Source organism: Bradyrhizobium liaoningense, assembly GCF_018130825.1.
GTDB classification, from domain to species: domain Bacteria; phylum Pseudomonadota; class Alphaproteobacteria; order Rhizobiales; family Xanthobacteraceae; genus Bradyrhizobium; species Bradyrhizobium liaoningense_B.
This window is the reverse complement of the sequence record NZ_JAFCJS010000006.1, coordinates 1-15882: the sequence shown is the minus strand read 5'-3', so window position 1 is coordinate 15882 and position 15882 is coordinate 1. Positions and strand designations below refer to the sequence as shown.

Sequence of the window (15882 nt, the reverse complement as noted above, 5' to 3'; positions counted from 1 at the left end):
CCTGACGGTTTCTTGACTCCGCGCCTACGGTTTTGCGACGCGGGGATGACGGGCGAATGGCTACGCGCGACTACCGCTTCCAGTTGCAGATGCCGCCGGAGCGACACGGCCAGGTCTGAATGCGCGTGTCCATCGCCTGGGCGTCGAGCGGATTGCCGCGGCGATGCGCGAGCTTGGTGCGGGCGGCGCCGCGGGGCTGGGTGCTCTTGGTATGCGCGACCTTCGGCTCGGGCACATGCACGCGTTCGGCCGCGACCTTCTTCGGCACGTCGATCGGCTCGATCCGCGCCTGCGCCTCGTTGCCGCCCTTCGCTTCGAGTGCGACCGGCGCGAATTGCGTCTCGGGCCCGAGCCGTTTCGGCGACAGCACCGCCTTGGAGAGATCGAGACCGAAATATTCGTCAGGCTTGTAGTCGTCAGCGCGCGCGATGCCGCCCCACGCAATGACGAGGGCGACGGCAACCGCAAAAGGAACGCTTTTCAGGACCACGGACGCCTCCTGAAATTGATTATTAGGGCGTAATTTATCCCTATTTAGGAGGCGTCGCGCGGAATTCCAGCGGCCGGTTGCCGCCGTGGTTAAGAAGTTTGCCGGTGTTACGCGACCTTTCGCGTCGCCCCCGTCCCGTCCAGGAACCCCATCAGGCGCCCGCGAATGATGGTTTCCGCCTCGACCATGATGCGATCGATGAGTTCCTTGCAGGAGGGGATGTTGTGGATGAGGCCGGCGACCATGCCGCAGCTCCAGGCACCCGCGTCCATCTGGCCTTCCAGCATGATCCTGGGATAGACGCCCGCGACCTGGTCGTGAATGTCGTCGATGGTGAGCTTGGCGCCCTTCTCCCGTTCGATCTCGAGCAGGCGATCGACATTGGCGTTCTTCAGCACGCGCTCGGTGTTGCGCAGCGCGCGCATAATGAGGCGCGTGTCGAGCTCGGTGGCCGCGACAAGCGCGTTCTTCACGTTCTGATGGACAGGTGCTTCCTTGGTGGCGATGAAGCGCGTACCCATGTTCATGCCGGCCGCGCCGAGCGACAGCGCCGCGACGAGGCTGCGCCCGTCGGCCATGCCGCCGGAAGCCACGAACGGGATCTTCAACTCCTCCGCCGCGCGCGGCAGCAGGATCATGTTGGGAATGTCATCCTCGCCGGGATGGCCGCCGCACTCGAAGCCATCGACGCTGACGGCGTCGCAGCCGATCCTCTCGGCCTTCAGCGAGTGGCGCACCGAGGTGCATTTGTGGATCACCTTGATGCCCGCGGCCTTCAGCGCGGGCATGTAGGCTTCCGGGCTGCGGCCCGCGGTCTCGACCGCCTTGATGCCGCCTTCGACGATGGCCGCGATATATTCGGGATAGGGCGGCGCGGAGAAGGTCGGCAGGAAGGTGAGGTTCACGCCGAACGGCTTGTCGGTCATGTCGCGGCAGCGCGCGATCTCTTTCGCGAGCAATTCCGGCGTCTTCTGCGTGAGGCCCGTGATGATGCCGAGCCCGCCGGCATTCGAGACGGCGGCGGCAAGCTCGGCAAAGCCGACGAAATGCATGCCGCCCTGAATGATAGGGTGCTCGATGCCGAACAGTTCGGTGATCGCGGTCTTCACGTAAGTCGCCTCCCGGATTTTGGTTTGTATGGGATCAGTCTAACCGCAGTCTTGCGCCGTGGTCACCATTTCTCTCCGAACGGCCTGATCTCCATCTCGAAGGTCCAGGCGCTCTTGGGCTGCTGATAGAGCTGCCAATAGGCGTCCGCAACCGACGACGGCGGCATCAGGAGATCTGGATTGTCGAGCGCGTTCGGGCCGAGCGCCTCCAGCCGGCGCTGGCGCACCCATTCGGTGTCGACGCCGGAATCGATGATGAGATGAGCGACGTGGATGTTCTTCGGCCCGAGCTCGCGCGCCATCGCCTGCGCCACCGCGCGCAGGCCGAACTTGGCGCTGGCGAAGGCGGCAAAGCCGCTGCCACCACGCAAGGAGGCAGTCGCGCCGGTGAAGAAGATGTTGCCACCGCCGCGCGGCAGCATCAGCCGCGCAGCTTCCCGGCCTGCGAGGAAGCCGGAATAGCAGGCCATCTCCCACACTTTCCGGAAGACGCGTTCGGTGGTGTCGAGGATCGGGAAATTCACGTTGGCACCGACGTTGAAGATGCAGACCTCGAGCGGCGCATGCTTGTCGGCGTCCTCGAGGAACGAGATGACCTCGTCCTCCTTGCGTGCATCGAGGGAACGCGCGTGGATCTCGCCGCCTGAGGCCTCGATGTCCGTCACCAGCGGCGCCAGCTTGTCGCCGTTGCGGCGGCCGGCGAAGATCGAAAATCCTTCCGCGGCGAATTTCTTGGCGATCTCGGAGCCGATGAAATCGCCGGCCCCGATGACGGCTGCTGTCGCGTTCCGCTTGGGCAAGGTCGCCTCCTCCGATGAGCGTGTGATTGACCGGAAGGCTATAGTTCTAAAATAGAACTGTCAAACTGCCGGGCTGAGTGCTAGCTTGGGCCGGAAATTGCGTTGATCGTTCAAGTCAGTTCCTTTTTCTGACTGACTAGGCCTACGCCGGAGACCGGATCATGAAGTGGGACACGCTGGACGAGGAGCCCTGCTCGCTTTCCCGCACCGTCGCGGTCGTCGGCGATCGCTGGACGCTGTTGATCCTGCGTGAATGCTTTTTGCGCGTGCGCCGCTTCGAGGGATTTCAATCCTCGCTTCAGATCACGCGACACCTGCTCTCGGAGCGGCTGAAGAAGCTGGTCCGCTTCGGCATCCTGCGTCGCGTCCCCTATTCGGAGGCGCCCAAGCGCTACGAATACATCCTCACCCAGAAAGGCCTCGACCTCTACCCGATCATCATGGCCATGGTGCATTGGGGCGACACCCACATGGGCGACGAGCGCGGCCGCCCGCTGCTGCATGAGCACAAGAATTGCGGCAAGCTGTTCGATCCCGTGATGGTGTGCTCGGAATGCGGCGAGCCGCTGCATGCCAAGCAGGTCCATGTGCACGCGGGTCCGGGGCGGAAGGAGGCGGTGGGGTGAGCCCCAATGTCGTCCTGGCCTAGTGCGCAATCGCGCACTAGGCCAGGACGACACGGGGGCTCAATGCCCCTTTGCCGGCGCCCTCAAGTCGATCGGGCGCAGCACGACCGCCGTGGGGATCATCAGAACCGCGACAATCGCGAGCGTCCAGAACACGTCGATATAGGCGAGAAGATCGACCTGCTGCTGCAGTGTTTTTCCGACCCATGCGACCGCCTGCGCTGCCGCATCGCTTGCATTCGAGCCCTGCGCCTGGAAGTAGCGCGTCATGGCATCGATGGTCTGCTGGTAACCGAGATCGGAGGGCGCGGCGTGCTCGACGAGGCGGCTCTGATGAAATTGCTGGCGCTGCGCCAAGATCGTCTGCGCCAGCGCGACACCCATCGAGCCGCCGATGTTGCGGGCGACGTTGATCAGCGCGGAGGCCTGGTTGGTCTTGTCGGGTGGCACGCCGTCATAGGACGCAGTCGTCACCGGCAGGAACAGGAAGGGCAAGCCCAGCGCGAGGAAGATGCGCGACAGCGCCGCATAGCCATAGGTGATGTCGCCGGTCAGACCGGTGAGATGCCACATCGAGAAGGCGACGATGGCAGCCCCGAACATGATGAGATATTTCGGCTGCACCGAGCTGACGAGGCGGCCCACCACGGGCATCAGCACCAGGGTTGCGATGCCGCCGGGCGACAAGGCAAGGCCGGCCAGCATGGCCGTGTAGTTCAGCTCGGTCTGGAGTAGTTGCGGCAGCAGCTGAGTCGTCGAGATCAGTACCGCGCCAGTGCCCAACATCACCAGGAAGCATGCGCCGAACTGGCGCCGGCCGAGCAGGCGGATGTCGACAATGGGATCCTCGCGCGTCAGCTCCCACGGAATCAGCGCGAGCAGCGAGACCGCGGCGAGCACCGCGAAAAAGACGATCGTGGTCGAGCCGAACCAGTCGTTGCGCTGGCCTTCATCGAGCACGTATTCGAGCGAGCCGAGCCCGATCGCGACGAGCAGGAAACCGATATAATCGACGCGCAAACCCCTGCTCAGGAGCTTCGCCCTCACCTCCTCCGCCCCCGACGGCTCCTTGACCAGCGTGCCGACCAGAAACAGCGAGAGCAGCCCCATCGGCACGTTGATCAGGAACACCCAGTGCCAGCTATAGGTGTCGGTGATCCAGCCGCCGAGCGTGGGGCCGATCACCGGCGCGACCACGACGGCGACGCCGTAGATGGCAAAAGCCCGGCCGCGCTTGTGCGGCGGAAAGGAGTCGGCGAGGATCGCCTGCTCGCTGGTGGCCATGCCGCCGCCGCCGAGGCCCTGCAGGATGCGGAACAGCACCAGCGACTGCAAATTCCAGGCGAAGCCGCACAGCAGCGAGGCAACCGAGAACGTCGCCACGCACATCATGTAGAAGCGCTTGCGGCCGATCACGGTCGAGAGCCAGCCCGAGATCGACAGCACGATGGCATTGGCGACGAGATAGCTGGTGATGACGTAGGTGCTCTCGTCGATGCCCACCGCGAGCCCGCCCGCGATGTGCCGCAGCGCGACATTGGCGATGGTGGTGTCGAGCACCTCCATGAAGGTCGCGATCGAGACGACGAAGGCGATCAGATAGGGATTGTGCCCGCCGGCTGCCGAACGCTCCGGCGACCAGCCGGACGCGCCACCTTGCGCGACGTCACTCATCGCACCCTGGTCCAGGGCACGACCGACATGCCGGGACCGACGGGCAGATCGGCCGGCCAGTTGTCGACCACGATCTTCACCGGCACGCGCTGGACCACCTTGACGTAGTTGCCGGTGGCATTCTCTGCAGGCAGCAGGCTGAACGCGGTGCCGGAGCCCGGCTGCACGGAATCGACATGGCCGGTGAGCTTGCGGCCCGGATAGGCGTCGATGCGGATCTCGACCGGCTGACCCGGCCGCATGTCGTTGAGCTGGGTTTCCTTGTAGTTGGCGACAATCCAGACCTGGTCGGGCACGAACATCAGCAGACTTTGGCCCGCCGTGACGAAGGTCCCCCTGGCGCCCGAGAGCTTGACCACCCGGCCGGACTGCGCCGCAACGACGCTCGTGTACTGCAAATTCAGTTTGGCCTGATCGAGCTGCGCCTGCGCTTGCTCGACCTGCGCCTTGGCGCCTTCCAGCTGGGCTTGCAGTGTCTTGATGCCGAGCTGCGCGGCCGTCACCGCGGTTTTGGTCCGCTCGGTGTTGGCCTGCTGCGCCTGAAGGTCGGAGCGGGTCTGCTGCTGGCGCTGCACGGTACCGGCGCCCTTCTCGACCAGATCCTCGGCGCGCTTGAACTCTTCCTGCGAGAATTGAAGCTGGGCCTGGACCTGTTCGAGCTGCGCCTGAGCCTGCTTGATCTGCTCCTGCTGCGAATCGATCTGCGCTTCGACATTGGCGACGTTCGCCTTGGCGACCGCGAGCTGAGCATTGGCCTGATCGATGGCGATGCGATAGTCGCGCTCGTCGATCTTGGCCAGCAGGTCACCGGCATTGACATGCTGATTGTCCGTGACCGGTATGTCGGTCACGTAGCCGCCGACCTTCGAGGCCACGGAAAAGCTGCGAGCGGCGACGAAGGCGTCGTCTGTTGACTCGTAGTGACGCACTTCAAGCCAATAGAGCAGACCGCCGACGAGTGCGGCGACCAGCACGATCGCGCCGACGATGGCGAGGAGCCAGTGCTCGCGGAGCCGGTCGCGCAGTGACGGCGATTTCGCCGGGTTGCCCGACTGTTCCTTCGACTGACCTTTGGCTTCACTCACCTGATCCGGAGAATGCTTCGGAGCTTCCTCCGTCCGGGGCGGCAACGGCTGCTCCGCGCGCGCCCCGCGCTCCCGGGTTCGAGCATCCACGGTGCATACCTTTCTCGGGCTTGAGCGGCGCAGAACGACAAAGCGAGCTTTCGCGCCGCCAGCCTAACCTTGGCACTGAGGCATGGTTCCGCACCCGAGCGCATCATCGCCATTCGTGATTGCAAGGGTCAAAAAACAAGCGCGGCACTCACCGTGCCGCGCTCGCCTCGATGGTCGTGCCGACGCACTTGGCTCAGTGCGTCTTGGCTCAGTGCGTCTTGGTCTCGTGCCATTTCTCGAGATCGGGCTTCGCCTTGTCCGATCCCTGCTCTTTCTCCGGATTGCCCTTCCAGGGCTTGTCCGTCTGGGAATGAGATCCCCAGTCATTCTGCTGACGGGGATCGTCGTTGGGCCGTTCCTTGCTCATCGGATCTCCTTCCGTGAAGCGCCTTACGCGAACGGAACACCGTAGTACGAGTTGATGCCGCGAACGGCGGATTCATCGCTCCAGTTCCAGTCGCTCTTCGCGCCGTATTTCGGCGCGCCTTCCAGCTCCTTGGCCGTGATGCCGGTGACATAGCCGCCGAGCTCCGTGTCGTATTTCAGCGACTGCCAGGGCAAGGGGTAGTGATCATTGCCGAGGCCTAGAAATCCGCCGAACCCGAGCACGGCGTAGGACACCTTGCCACTGATCTTGTCGATCATCACGCGCTCGATCGAGCCGATCTTGTTGCGGTCGGCACCGTAGACCGATGTTCCCTCGACCTTGTCGCTGCCGATCAACCGGCCCATCTCGCTGCGATCCAGCTCGCCTTGATTCAACATTGCAATTCTCCGCTCAGCCGATGTGTGGACCAACCTGCCCTGATGGTGATCGTTCCAGCGTGCGGGTGCGGCATCTCGCGGCCAAGCAGGAACATCACGGAGAAAGCGCCGTTCTCAAAGGGTCCATCAGGAAACCGGGAGTGAGATGGCCATGAGCGACTTCCGCGACATCCAGCATGGCGTCAACGATCCCGTCGATGGCGTCGATGTGAAGCATCATATCAACAGCAATCAGACCTCGCATGAACGGGCGCAACACCATGCCGATGTGCGTGCCGAGCCATCGGCGTCTTCGGCAGAGCCGTTCCTGCCGGAGCGGCTTCGGCGGAAACCGACCGATCCGATCAACCCGCGCACCGGCCGCAATCCCACGGACTAGGAACCTCGACAATTGCGGCGTGTTGGTCGGCGCAAAGACCCGCGGCCAGCGGCTGCGCCAATCAAGAGGGACCGGACCATGAAACGAACGATCATCGCCCTTGCTTGCGTGCTTCTCGCAGGCCCTGCGCTTGCCCAGTCGCTCGGCGAGAAGACCGGCGTCAATTCGGCGCTGGGCGTCGCGCCCGCCACCGCCGACTTCGTCAAGGAAGTCGCCATCAGCGACATGTTCGAGATCGAATCGAGCAAGCTCGCGGAGCAGAAGGGAAACGCGCAGGAGAAATCCTTCGCGCAGCAGATGGTGACCGACCACACCAAGACCAGCAGCGAGCTCAAGGGTCTGGTCGGCAACGGCAAGGTCCAGGCGACGCTGCCGACGGCGCTCGACAGCTCGCACCAGAGCAAGCTCGACAAGCTCAAGGGCGCGACCGGCAAGGACTTCAGCTCCGACTACAATTCCTACCAGGTCAGCGCGCACGAGGACGCGGTGTCGCTGTTCGAGCGGTACGCCAAGGGCGGCGATAACGCCGAGCTGAAGGACTGGGCCGGCAAGACGCTGCCCGCGCTCAAGCACCATCTCCAGATGGCGAAAGAGCTCGGCAAGGCACCGAGCGTCGGCCAGTCGAAGTAATATCCTGCAGCTTCGCTGGCGCCTTCGGCAGCGAAAGGAGACACGCCCATGGCCGAGCAGAAGTCGACAGATCCCGTCAGCCGCTATCCGAAACCGCCGTTCAAGAAGCAGTCGCAGCCCTGGCCCGGCCTTGCCGGCAAGATGGAGCCGCGGCCGGACCATGGCGAGACCAGCTACAGGGGCTCCGGCCGCCTTACCGGCCGCAAGGCACTCATCACCGGCGGCGATTCCGGCATGGGCCGCGCCGCCCCGATCGCCTATGCACGCGAAGGTGCCGACGTCGCCATCAACTATGTCCCGAACGAAGAACCCGATGCACAAGACGTCATCGCGCTGATCAAGAAGGAGGGACGCATCGGGCTTGCCATCCCCGGCGACCTCCGCAACGAGGAATTCTGCAGGAAGCTGGTCGAGCAAGCCGTGCAGGGCCTCGGCGGCCTGGACATCGTCGTCTGCAACGCCGCGCGACAGCAGACCCGCGAGTCGATCCTCGACGTCTCGTCCGAGGACTTCGACGCGACCATGAAGACCAACATCTACGCTCCCTTCTGGATCATCAAGGCGGCGCTGCCGCATCTGAAGCCGGGCTCGTGCATCATCGGCACGACGTCCGAGCAGGCTTATGATCCGTCTCCGGAACTCTACGACTACGCGCAGACCAAGGCCGCGACGATGAACTACGTGAAGTCGCTGGCCAAGCAGCTGGGTCCGAAGGGCATTCGCGTCAACGGCGTGGCACCCGGTCCGATCTGGACGCCGCTCCAGGTCTCCGGCGGCGCGACGATGGAGAAGCTCGAGAAGTTCGGCGGCATGACGCCACTCGGCCGTCCCGGCCAACCTGCCGAACTCGCCTCCATTTACGTACAGCTTGCCGCGGCCGATGCGAGCTACGCGACCGGTCAGGTCTATGGCGCCGCAGGCGGATCCGGACAGCCTTAGCCGCAGGAACGATCATCGTCACCCAAGCTTTACAATCGTGTCATGGAGAACATTTCACCGACCGCGGACCGATGGCAGTCGTAACAGTCAGACCCACTCGGATCGACACTGCGATCGCAAATGAGATCGCCGACCACACCAATACAGGGCTGGAGCAGGCAGCGCAGACGCTGACCTGGGCGGCCGACGAGCACGTGCTTCTGGCGCTTGCCGCTGCAGGATGGCTCTACGCCCAATTGCGGCGGCCGCAGGCGCGCCCCGCCGCCAATCATATTCTGGCAGTGACCTTGGCGACGGCGGTGCTGCCGCACGCGCTGAAATCCGTGTTCGACCAGACAAGACCCGATCGCACGACCGTTCGCGGCCACCGGAATGGCGTTCCCTTCTCCGGGCGACCGCGGGATGCCTTCCCCTCCGGCCACGCCATGCACATGGGTGCGCTCGCCTCGGCCGCGGGCCTTCTGCCGGCAGGACCGCGCCGCGCGATACGCGTCATCGCGGTCGCACTCTCGCTAACGCGCGTCGCGATTCTGGCGCATTGGCCGAGCGATGTGCTGGTGGGATTCTCGCTCGGCGTTGTCATCGAACGACTTCTCAGGCCGCTCACGCTGCCCCGGCGCCACAAGCGGATACGGTCATGACCGAATATGTCGTTCGCTTCATCGCCGGCGGGATGATCGTCTCAGCCTTCGCGATCCTTGGCGACATGCTGCGGCCGAAGAGTTTTGCCGGCCTGCTCGGCGCCGCACCGTCAGTCGCGCTCGCCACGCTCGCAATCGCGATCGTGCAGCATGGCAGAGCTTACGCCGCAGCCGAAAGCTGGACCATGATCTATGGCGCGATCGCGCTTGCCTGCTACAGCGTCGCCGTGTGCCACCTGCTGATGAGGTTTCGTCTTGCCGCGCTGCCCGCCACCATTCTGACCTTCGCAGTATGGCTGGTCGTCGCCCTCGGCCTGCTCGCAAGCTTCGGAGGCGCCGCCTGATGCTGGTCAAGCTGTCCCCATCGGCGCTGAAGCAAACGCGCTGGTACGAATACGCCATTCGCTTCGTGCTCGGCGGACTGGCGACAGTGCTGGCAGGCATCATGGGGGCCAGCTTCGGCACCTCCATAGGTGGGCTCTTCCTTGCCCTTCCCGCCATCTTCTGCGCCAGTGCAACGCTGATCGAAAGTCATGAGCGCCGGGCCAAGGAAAAGGCAGGTCTCGACGGCCGCCGGCGCGGGCAAAAGGCCGCGGCGCTCGACGCCGCCGGCGCCGGCTTGGGAAGCATCGGTCTCGCTGCGTTTGCCGCCGTCTTCTACGTCACGGTCCCCGTGAGCAGCGTAGCGGCCTTCATCGCCGCCGTTTTCGCCTGGGCCGTGGTTTCAGTCTCGGCGTGGTGGATGAGACGGAAATTCCGCACCGTCTCGCATCGCCTGCCCTCCGAATCCTGGTCGCGATCAGCGCGGCGTCGTAGCGTCCCGTAACTTCAGAAACTCAAACATCTCCGCGGCGGCATGAAGCTGTTCGATGCGCGCGGCAACGGAGTCCCGCTGAACGCCGATCGGCAGACTTGCGAGTTCGTGCTCGAGCCGCAGCCTCTGCGCGTCGAGACGTTGTTCGAATGTGTGGGGTTCAGACCGTCTTCGCATCGTCCGTCCTCGGGGGTTGCAGGCCCGGGCTGTTGGCCCAGCGCTCGACTTGATCGATGACCTTCTGGTGGCTCGGCCGCACCGGCTTGGGTGCTTCTGGCTCTTCGGAAAGCTTGCGGGGTAACCTGACCTCATCCGTCATGGCCCATCTCCCTTTGCAAGAGAATGCGCCAGCACGGGACTCGTTTCAATATAACTTATTGATTTTGCTTGTTATTTTTACTCATTTGGCAGTTTTATCGACTCTTGTGGAACTCCCGCCAAGTTCGTTTGTTGAGCAGACTACTCAACTTACTCATTTTGCGTGATCGACCATGAATGACCTTCGCGCGGAGCGCCTCCAGGTCATGCTCTCACCCGACGAGCTGGCCGCAGTTGATGATTTCCGGTTCAAGCACCGCATGCCGACCCGCGCTGCGGCAGTCCGCGAACTGCTCAAGTTCGGACTGGCGGCAGCGGGCGTCGATGCTGCTGCCGGCGTAAAGTCGAGCAGTTTCGGCGTATTCGGCCGCGGACCTGAGGGCCACACTCAAACCGACCCCGAAGACGGCAAAGAGGACTGATCAACGCCTCGCAAAGCAAAACGACCCCGGCACGGTGGGTGCCAGGGCCGTCCTTGGAGATTGCTTCCGGCGCACCGGGGGCATGCTAAACCGGAAGCAATCCATCGACTCTTCGCGCGCGGATTCGTTCCTTGCCAGAACCCTCTAGCGCTTGAGCATGATTTTTCCGGAAAACCGCTTCACGCTTTTCCGGATCATGCTCTACCCCGTCGGCGCGTCGCCGGAATCGTCCGGCATCACACCGGAGCCCGGCGTCTTGTTCTTGTCGGTGAGGTCAGGATCGCGCGTCGCCTCTCGCGATGGCGAGCCCTTCGGGTCCGTCTTGTGAACCGTCTGGGCACGCTTCTTGTCGCGGGGCTGCTCCTCCGCGCGCTTGTCCCTGACGATGCCGTGGTCGGAATGGGCCATGATATGCTCTCGCTTCTCTCTTGATGTCTCGAAGCGGCTACGCATGTCAGCGCCGATTGTTCCGGACGCGAGCAGCAGCGCTAGCTATGGGCGGCATGAACCGCAACCGACGCCCTCTCGAGGTGCAGCTGCCGTACCGTCGTCACCGTCGCGAACGCGACCGAGACGCCAAAGGCGAGAATGAGTGAAAGAAGGGCAAGACGCGGAGCCATTGCAAAAACCTCCTTCTGGAGTCGAAATCCACGCGATCGACTGTTCCCGGATGATCCTGGATTGGTCGGCTGCGTTCCGTGTGTAGTCTCACACACGGATTCACGAAGACGAGAGCCGCCTATGCCTCCTGCTTTGGGAGGATCCGGACCGTCACGGGCGGGATTTCACCATCGAGCCAGTCCTGCTCCCTTGCGAGTGCCGTCCAGGCATCCGCCATGCGCGAATAGCGCTTGTAGGCGGGTTGCCCTTCCGCTCGCTCGGCGAGCTGCAGGCAGTTCTCGGCGTTATCCCTGAAAACGTCAGACTGTTTCATGGGGAAGACGTGGGGACGGAACTCCCGCGTCGCAACCGCCCTTTACCGGATCGTAACGTTCGGGAACTTCGCACGGCATCGGTCATTGACCTGGATGCGAGTTCTTGTCGCGATCATCCTGATGTTCATTGGCAGCGCAGCGCTGGCCGACAGCACCGGCGAGCAAAGGCCTGACAACCGTGCGCCGACGGCCATTGACGTCATCAGCGGCCTCTACGCGTTCAGCCGCTTTCAGCACGGCCTTCTGGAGAGCACCGACCTGAAGGGCAATGCGGAGGTGAAAAACCTTGCCGCCTTGCGCGCCGAAGAAGCTGCCAAACGCGACAAGACCCTCAAGGATATTCAGGCGGCGATCGGCGCCGAGCCCCGGATCGGCAAGACGGCGAGCGCTGGCCTCGCCGAGCCCGACAGCTCGGATGGACCGACCTATGTCCGGACTTTCTATGCCGCACAAATCGCCGAATATGAATCCACCATCGCCCTGCTCGAACGCTATCTCCGGACGCCTGACAATGCCGCGCTTGCAGCGTTCGCGCGCGAACAGCTGCCGACGCTGCGCTCGCAGGTCAAGGACGCCGAGCGCACCATGGCGGACAAGTAGCCGCCCTCACTTGTCGTTCGGATGATGCTGCTGGCTCTCCGGTCGCACCGTGCGGTCGCTTTCCGGCATCTTGTCCCTGCCCGCATCCCCATTGTCGTCCTTGCCCCCCGAACTCGAGGTGCCGCTGCCGCTGGGGTTCGCCCGGGTTGCGGTCCCCGTGGTCGGTGCATCCGCCTTTGGGGTGGCGGAGCTTGCGGCGGGATCGCCGGTCACTGCCCCGCGGCCGCTGGGTTCACCCTGCGCGAAGGCAGAACCGGCGAGCAATATGGTGACAGCGACCGCGGTGAATCCTGCTTTGATCTGCATCTGCTCTCTCCCTGTCCCCGCTAACCGAAAAGGTTGGCGCTCCGTTCCGAAAGGGCGCCGGCAGCTCGCCGGCTCGAGGTCCAGCAGAGCTCGAAATTTTTCCAAGAACCGAATGGAACCGATGCGACCAACCGTCGTTATCTTGGCCGGGCTGAGCAAAGCAGGTTCCATATCCTCGTGCCGCAACCTTGGCGCTTGATTTCGAATTTGGCTGACGCTCTATTTTGACCAATTGCGTCGTGCCGCGGATTCGGACGACGCCTGCGGGGGAATCAAGTATGAGCGACCTCGATCCCGGAACTGCATCACGCTCCGGTCGTCGCGTCCCAAAACCCAGAACCAACGGAATGTCGGATCCGGATTCCAGACCGGAATTGCTGCTCGCGCTGCAAGCGATGCGCAGCGGCGATTTCTCGGTGCGCATGAGCGGCGACTATCTCGGCATCGATGGCAAGATTGCCGACACTTTTAATGAAATCATCGCCGCCAACCAGCGCATGGCCCAGCAGCTCGAGCTGGTCGGCCAGGTGGTGGGGCGCGAGGGCAAGACCCGGCAGCGCGTGAAGTTCGGCCTCGCCTCCGGCTCCTGGGCGGACATGGAAGGCTCCGTCAACACGCTGATCGACGATCTGTTGTGGCCAACGCGCGAGGTGACGCGCGCCGTTGCCGCGGTGGCGCAAGGCGACCTGCTCCAGACCGTCAAGCTCGACGTCGACGGCCGTCCGCTCCGCGGTGAGTTCCTGCAGTCGGCGAACATCGTCAACACCATGATCAAGCAGCTCGGCGTGTTCACCTCCGAGGTGACGCGCGTGGCGCGCGAGGTCGGCACCGAGGGCAAGCTCGGCGGCCAGGCCCAGGTGCCGGAGGTGACCGGTGTCTGGAAGGACCTGACCGAGAGCGTCAACTCGATGGCGAACAACCTGACCAACCAGGTTCGCAACATCGCCGAGGTCACGATCGCGGTCGCCAATGGCGACTTGTCCAAGAAGATCACCGTCGACGTCCGCGGCGAGATCCTTCAGCTCAAGGAAGCCATCAACACGATGGTGGACCAGCTCCGCTCCTTCGCCTCCGAAGTGACGCGCGTCGCGCGCGAGGTCGGCACCGACGGCAAGCTCGGCGGCCAGGCGATCGTGCCCGGCGTCGCCGGCACCTGGAAGGACCTGACCGACTCCGTGAACGCGATGTGCGGCAATCTCACCGCGCAGGTCCGCAACATCGCCAACGTCACCACAGCCGTGGCGCGCGGCGACCTCTCCCGCAAGATCACGGTGGACGTGCGCGGCGAGATCCTGGAGCTGAAGGACACCATCAACACCATGGTGGACCAGCTCAACTCCTTCGCCTCGGAAGTCACGCGCGTGGCGCGCGAGGTCGGTACCGAAGGCAAGCTCGGCGGCCAGGCCCAGGTGCCTGGCGTGGCCGGCACCTGGAAAGACCTCACCGACAACGTCAACTTCATGGCGTCGAACCTGACCGCGCAGGTCCGCAATATCGCCGACGTCGCGACCGCCATCGCCGGCGGCGACTTGTCGAAGAAGATCACCGTGAACGTCTCGGGCGAAATCCTTCAGCTGAAGGAAACGCTCAACACCATGGTCGACCAGCTCAACGCCTTCGCCGGCGAGGTCACGCGCGTGGCGCGCGAGGTCGGCACCGAAGGACGGCTCGGCGGTCAGGCCAACGTGCTCGGCGTCGCCGGCACCTGGAAGGACCTCACCGAAAGCGTCAACTCGATGGCGTCGAACCTGACCGCTCAGGTCCGCAACATCGCCGAGGTGACGACCGCGGTCGCCGGCGGCGACCTCTCCAAGAAGATCACCGTGGACGTGCGCGGCGAGATCCTGGAGCTGAAGGACACCATCAACACCATGGTGGACCAGCTCAACGCCTTCGCCGGCGAAGTCACGCGCGTCGCGCGCGAGGTCGGCACCGAAGGCAAGCTCGGCGGCCAGGCCCAGGTGCGCGGCGTCGCCGGCACCTGGAAGGACCTGACCGACAGCGTCAATTCTATGGCCTCGAACCTGACCGGCCAGGTCCGCAACATCGCCGAAGTCGCCACCGCAGTCGCCAAGGGCGACCTCTCCAAGAAGATCACCGTGAACGTGTCGGGCGAAATCCTTCAGCTGAAGGAAACGCTCAACACCATGGTCGACCAGCTCAACGCCTTCGCCGGCGAAGTCACGCGCGTCGCCCGCGAGGTCGGCACCGAAGGCAAGCTCGGCGGCCAGGCGCAGGTGACCGGCGTCGCCGGCACCTGGAAAGACCTCACCGACAACGTCAACTCGATGGCAGGCAACCTCACCGCCCAGGTCCGCAACATCGCCGAGGTCGCAACCGCCATCGCCGGCGGCGACCTCTCGCGCAAGATTACCGTGGACGTGCGCGGCGAGATCCTTCAGCTCAAGGACACGCTGAACACGATGGTCGACCAGCTCAACCGCTTCGCGGGCGAGGTGACGCGCGTGGCGCGCGAGGTCGGCACCGAAGGCCGCCTCGGCGGCCAGGCCAACGTGCCCGGCGTCGCCGGCACCTGGAAGGATCTCACCGACAGCGTCAACTCGATGGCGGGCAACCTCACCGCCCAGGTCCGCAACATCGCCGAAGTGACGACCGCCGTGGCGCGCGGCGACTTGTCCCGCAAGATCACCGTGGACGTGAAGGGCGAAATCCTCGAGCTGAAGAACACCATCAACACCATGGTGGACCAGCTCAACGGCTTCGCCGGCGAAGTGACGCGCGTGGCGCGCGAGGTCGGCACCGAAGGCAAGCTCGGCGGCCAGGCCGAGGTGCCCGGCGTCGCCGGCACCTGGAAGGACCTCACCGACAACGTCAACTTCATGGCGTCGAACCTGACGGCCCAGGTCCGCAACATCGCCGAGGTCGCAACCGCCATCGCCGGCGGCGACCTCTCGAAGAAGATCACCGTGGACGTGCGCGGCGAAATCCTGCTGCTGAAGGATACGCTGAACACCATGGTCGAGCAGCTCCGCTCCTTCGCCGCCGAAGTGACGCGCGTCGCGCGTGAGGTCGGCACCGAAGGCCGGCTCGGCGGCCAGGCCGTCGTGCCCGGCGTCGGCGGCACCTGGAAGGACCTCACCGACAACGTCAACCTGCTCGCTGCCAACCTCACCACGCAGGTCCGCAACATCGCCGAAGTGACCACCGCCGTGGCGCGCGGCGACTTGTCCCGCAAGATCACCGTGGACGTGAAGGGCGAAATCCTCGAGCTGAAGAACACCATCAACACCATGGTGGA

Annotated in this window: 21 protein-coding genes; 10 read left to right on the top strand and 11 right to left on the bottom strand. The window is 64.2% G+C overall.

The window, feature by feature from the left end:
• Positions 1-70: 70 nt before the first annotated feature.
• The 3 genes from JQ603_RS24915 to JQ603_RS24905 all read right to left on the bottom strand — a co-directional run bounded on the left by JQ603_RS24915 (position 71) and on the right by JQ603_RS24905 (position 2399).
• The gene (locus tag JQ603_RS24915) at positions 71-490 is read right to left on the bottom strand and encodes a hypothetical protein (RefSeq protein ID WP_212343331.1); all 420 of its coding nucleotides are present in this window, start codon (positions 488-490) and stop codon (positions 71-73) included.
• A 107-nt stretch (positions 491-597) separates the two neighbouring features.
• The gene (locus JQ603_RS24910) at positions 598-1599 is read right to left on the bottom strand and encodes an NAD(P)H-dependent flavin oxidoreductase (protein WP_212343330.1); all 1002 of its coding nucleotides are present in this window, start codon (positions 1597-1599) and stop codon (positions 598-600) included.
• Positions 1600-1661: 62 nt separating this feature from the next.
• Positions 1662-2399 (bottom strand): SDR family oxidoreductase, encoded by a 738-nt coding sequence (locus tag JQ603_RS24905; protein ID WP_212343329.1) that lies wholly within the window; start codon positions 2397-2399, stop codon positions 1662-1664.
• A gap of 161 nt (positions 2400-2560) precedes the next feature.
• Here JQ603_RS24905 and JQ603_RS24900 point away from each other — a divergent pair, with 161 nt between their 5' ends.
• On the top strand, positions 2561-3025 hold the full coding sequence (locus JQ603_RS24900; RefSeq protein ID WP_212343328.1) for a winged helix-turn-helix transcriptional regulator: 465 nt from the start codon (positions 2561-2563) through the stop codon (positions 3023-3025).
• Between the two features lie 60 nt (positions 3026-3085).
• Here JQ603_RS24900 and JQ603_RS24895 read toward each other — a convergent pair whose 3' ends face one another.
• From JQ603_RS24895 to JQ603_RS24880, 4 genes are all read right to left on the bottom strand, one after another.
• Positions 3086-4699, bottom strand: a complete 1614-nt coding sequence (locus JQ603_RS24895) for a DHA2 family efflux MFS transporter permease subunit (RefSeq protein WP_212343327.1) — start codon at positions 4697-4699, stop codon at positions 3086-3088.
• Complete coding sequence (locus JQ603_RS24890; protein ID WP_212343326.1) at positions 4696-5874, bottom strand: HlyD family secretion protein; 1179 nt, start codon at positions 5872-5874, stop codon at positions 4696-4698. Before JQ603_RS24890 ends, JQ603_RS24895 begins: the two co-directional genes overlap by 4 nt.
• Before the next feature lie 208 nt (positions 5875-6082).
• Complete coding sequence (locus tag JQ603_RS24885; RefSeq protein ID WP_212343325.1) at positions 6083-6241, bottom strand: hypothetical protein; 159 nt, start codon at positions 6239-6241, stop codon at positions 6083-6085.
• 23 nt (positions 6242-6264) lie between these two features.
• A complete protein-coding gene (locus tag JQ603_RS24880; protein ID WP_212343324.1) occupies positions 6265-6639 on the bottom strand; it encodes a PRC-barrel domain-containing protein in 375 nt (124 codons plus the stop codon).
• Between the two features lie 151 nt (positions 6640-6790).
• Here JQ603_RS24880 and JQ603_RS24875 point away from each other — a divergent pair, with 151 nt between their 5' ends.
• The 6 genes from JQ603_RS24875 to JQ603_RS24850 all read left to right on the top strand — a co-directional run bounded on the left by JQ603_RS24875 (position 6791) and on the right by JQ603_RS24850 (position 10054).
• Positions 6791-7018, top strand: a complete 228-nt coding sequence (locus JQ603_RS24875; protein ID WP_212343323.1) for a hypothetical protein — start codon at positions 6791-6793, stop codon at positions 7016-7018.
• Positions 7019-7096: 78 nt separating this feature from the next.
• The gene (locus JQ603_RS24870; RefSeq protein WP_212343322.1) at positions 7097-7648 is read left to right on the top strand and encodes a DUF4142 domain-containing protein; all 552 of its coding nucleotides are present in this window, start codon (positions 7097-7099) and stop codon (positions 7646-7648) included.
• 48 nt (positions 7649-7696) lie between these two features.
• Entirely contained in the window at positions 7697-8587 is an 891-nt protein-coding gene (locus JQ603_RS24865; RefSeq protein WP_212343321.1) for an SDR family oxidoreductase, read from the top strand.
• Positions 8588-8658: 71 nt separating this feature from the next.
• Positions 8659-9228, top strand: coding sequence for a phosphatase PAP2 family protein (locus JQ603_RS24860; protein ID WP_212343320.1), 570 nt, complete (start codon positions 8659-8661; stop codon positions 9226-9228).
• A complete protein-coding gene (locus tag JQ603_RS24855) occupies positions 9225-9572 on the top strand; it encodes a DUF3147 family protein (RefSeq protein WP_212343319.1) in 348 nt (115 codons plus the stop codon). The genes JQ603_RS24860 and JQ603_RS24855 overlap by 4 nt, the downstream gene beginning before the upstream one ends.
• Positions 9572-10054 (top strand): DUF3147 family protein, encoded by a 483-nt coding sequence (locus JQ603_RS24850; RefSeq protein ID WP_212343318.1) that lies wholly within the window; start codon positions 9572-9574, stop codon positions 10052-10054. The genes JQ603_RS24855 and JQ603_RS24850 overlap by 1 nt, the downstream gene beginning before the upstream one ends.
• 148 nt (positions 10055-10202) lie before the next feature.
• On the opposite strand, the gene JQ603_RS24845 is transcribed toward JQ603_RS24850, so the two are convergent.
• A complete protein-coding gene (locus tag JQ603_RS24845; protein WP_018648711.1) occupies positions 10203-10361 on the bottom strand; it encodes a hypothetical protein in 159 nt (52 codons plus the stop codon).
• A gap of 172 nt (positions 10362-10533) precedes the next feature.
• Here JQ603_RS24845 and JQ603_RS24840 point away from each other — a divergent pair, with 172 nt between their 5' ends.
• Positions 10534-10782 (top strand): hypothetical protein, encoded by a 249-nt coding sequence (locus tag JQ603_RS24840; protein WP_212343317.1) that lies wholly within the window; start codon positions 10534-10536, stop codon positions 10780-10782.
• A 201-nt stretch (positions 10783-10983) separates the two neighbouring features.
• On the opposite strand, the gene JQ603_RS24835 is transcribed toward JQ603_RS24840, so the two are convergent.
• Complete coding sequence (locus JQ603_RS24835; protein WP_212343316.1) at positions 10984-11190, bottom strand: hypothetical protein; 207 nt, start codon at positions 11188-11190, stop codon at positions 10984-10986.
• 331 nt (positions 11191-11521) lie between these two features.
• Entirely contained in the window at positions 11522-11716 is a 195-nt protein-coding gene (locus JQ603_RS24830) for a hypothetical protein (protein ID WP_212343315.1), read from the bottom strand.
• Between the two features lie 94 nt (positions 11717-11810).
• Between JQ603_RS24830 and JQ603_RS24825 the strand changes: the two genes are divergently transcribed.
• Positions 11811-12317 carry a DUF4142 domain-containing protein gene (locus JQ603_RS24825; RefSeq protein ID WP_212343314.1) on the top strand — a complete coding sequence of 169 codons (507 nt, stop codon included), beginning with the start codon at positions 11811-11813 and terminating at the stop codon, positions 12315-12317.
• Between the two features lie 6 nt (positions 12318-12323).
• On the opposite strand, the gene JQ603_RS24820 is transcribed toward JQ603_RS24825, so the two are convergent.
• On the bottom strand, positions 12324-12623 hold the full coding sequence (locus JQ603_RS24820; RefSeq protein WP_212343313.1) for a hypothetical protein: 300 nt from the start codon (positions 12621-12623) through the stop codon (positions 12324-12326).
• Positions 12624-12901: 278 nt separating this feature from the next.
• Between JQ603_RS24820 and JQ603_RS24815 the strand changes: the two genes are divergently transcribed.
• Positions 12902-15882, top strand: a 2981-nt coding sequence (locus JQ603_RS24815) for a HAMP domain-containing protein (RefSeq protein WP_212343312.1), incomplete at its 3' end; no start/stop codon positions are given.

Bases quoted from the DNA above. Each gene is read 5' to 3' on its own strand.
- JQ603_RS24895 (WP_212343327.1), bottom strand. From the start codon at position 4,699: ATGAGTGACGTCGCGCAAGGTGGCGCGTCCGGCTGGTCGCCGGAGCGT.
- JQ603_RS24820 (WP_212343313.1), bottom strand. From the start codon at position 12,623: ATGCAGATCAAAGCAGGATTCACCGCGGTCGCTGTCACCATATTGCTC.
- JQ603_RS24870 (WP_212343322.1), top strand. From the start codon at position 7,097: ATGAAACGAACGATCATCGCCCTTGCTTGCGTGCTTCTCGCAGGCCCT.
- JQ603_RS24865 (WP_212343321.1), top strand. From the start codon at position 7,697: ATGGCCGAGCAGAAGTCGACAGATCCCGTCAGCCGCTATCCGAAACCG.
- JQ603_RS24885 (WP_212343325.1), bottom strand. From the start codon at position 6,241: ATGAGCAAGGAACGGCCCAACGACGATCCCCGTCAGCAGAATGACTGG.
- JQ603_RS24825 (WP_212343314.1), top strand. From the start codon at position 11,811: ATGCGAGTTCTTGTCGCGATCATCCTGATGTTCATTGGCAGCGCAGCG.
- JQ603_RS24880 (WP_212343324.1), bottom strand. From the start codon at position 6,639: ATGTTGAATCAAGGCGAGCTGGATCGCAGCGAGATGGGCCGGTTGATC.
- JQ603_RS24830 (WP_212343315.1), bottom strand. From the start codon at position 11,716: ATGAAACAGTCTGACGTTTTCAGGGATAACGCCGAGAACTGCCTGCAG.
- JQ603_RS24835 (WP_212343316.1), bottom strand. From the start codon at position 11,190: ATGGCCCATTCCGACCACGGCATCGTCAGGGACAAGCGCGCGGAGGAG.
- JQ603_RS24900 (WP_212343328.1), top strand. From the start codon at position 2,561: ATGAAGTGGGACACGCTGGACGAGGAGCCCTGCTCGCTTTCCCGCACC.
- JQ603_RS24840 (WP_212343317.1), top strand. From the start codon at position 10,534: ATGAATGACCTTCGCGCGGAGCGCCTCCAGGTCATGCTCTCACCCGAC.
- JQ603_RS24845 (WP_018648711.1), bottom strand. From the start codon at position 10,361: ATGACGGATGAGGTCAGGTTACCCCGCAAGCTTTCCGAAGAGCCAGAA.
- JQ603_RS24875 (WP_212343323.1), top strand. From the start codon at position 6,791: ATGAGCGACTTCCGCGACATCCAGCATGGCGTCAACGATCCCGTCGAT.
- JQ603_RS24855 (WP_212343319.1), top strand. From the start codon at position 9,225: ATGACCGAATATGTCGTTCGCTTCATCGCCGGCGGGATGATCGTCTCA.
- JQ603_RS24850 (WP_212343318.1), top strand. From the start codon at position 9,572: ATGCTGGTCAAGCTGTCCCCATCGGCGCTGAAGCAAACGCGCTGGTAC.
- JQ603_RS24860 (WP_212343320.1), top strand. From the start codon at position 8,659: ATGGCAGTCGTAACAGTCAGACCCACTCGGATCGACACTGCGATCGCA.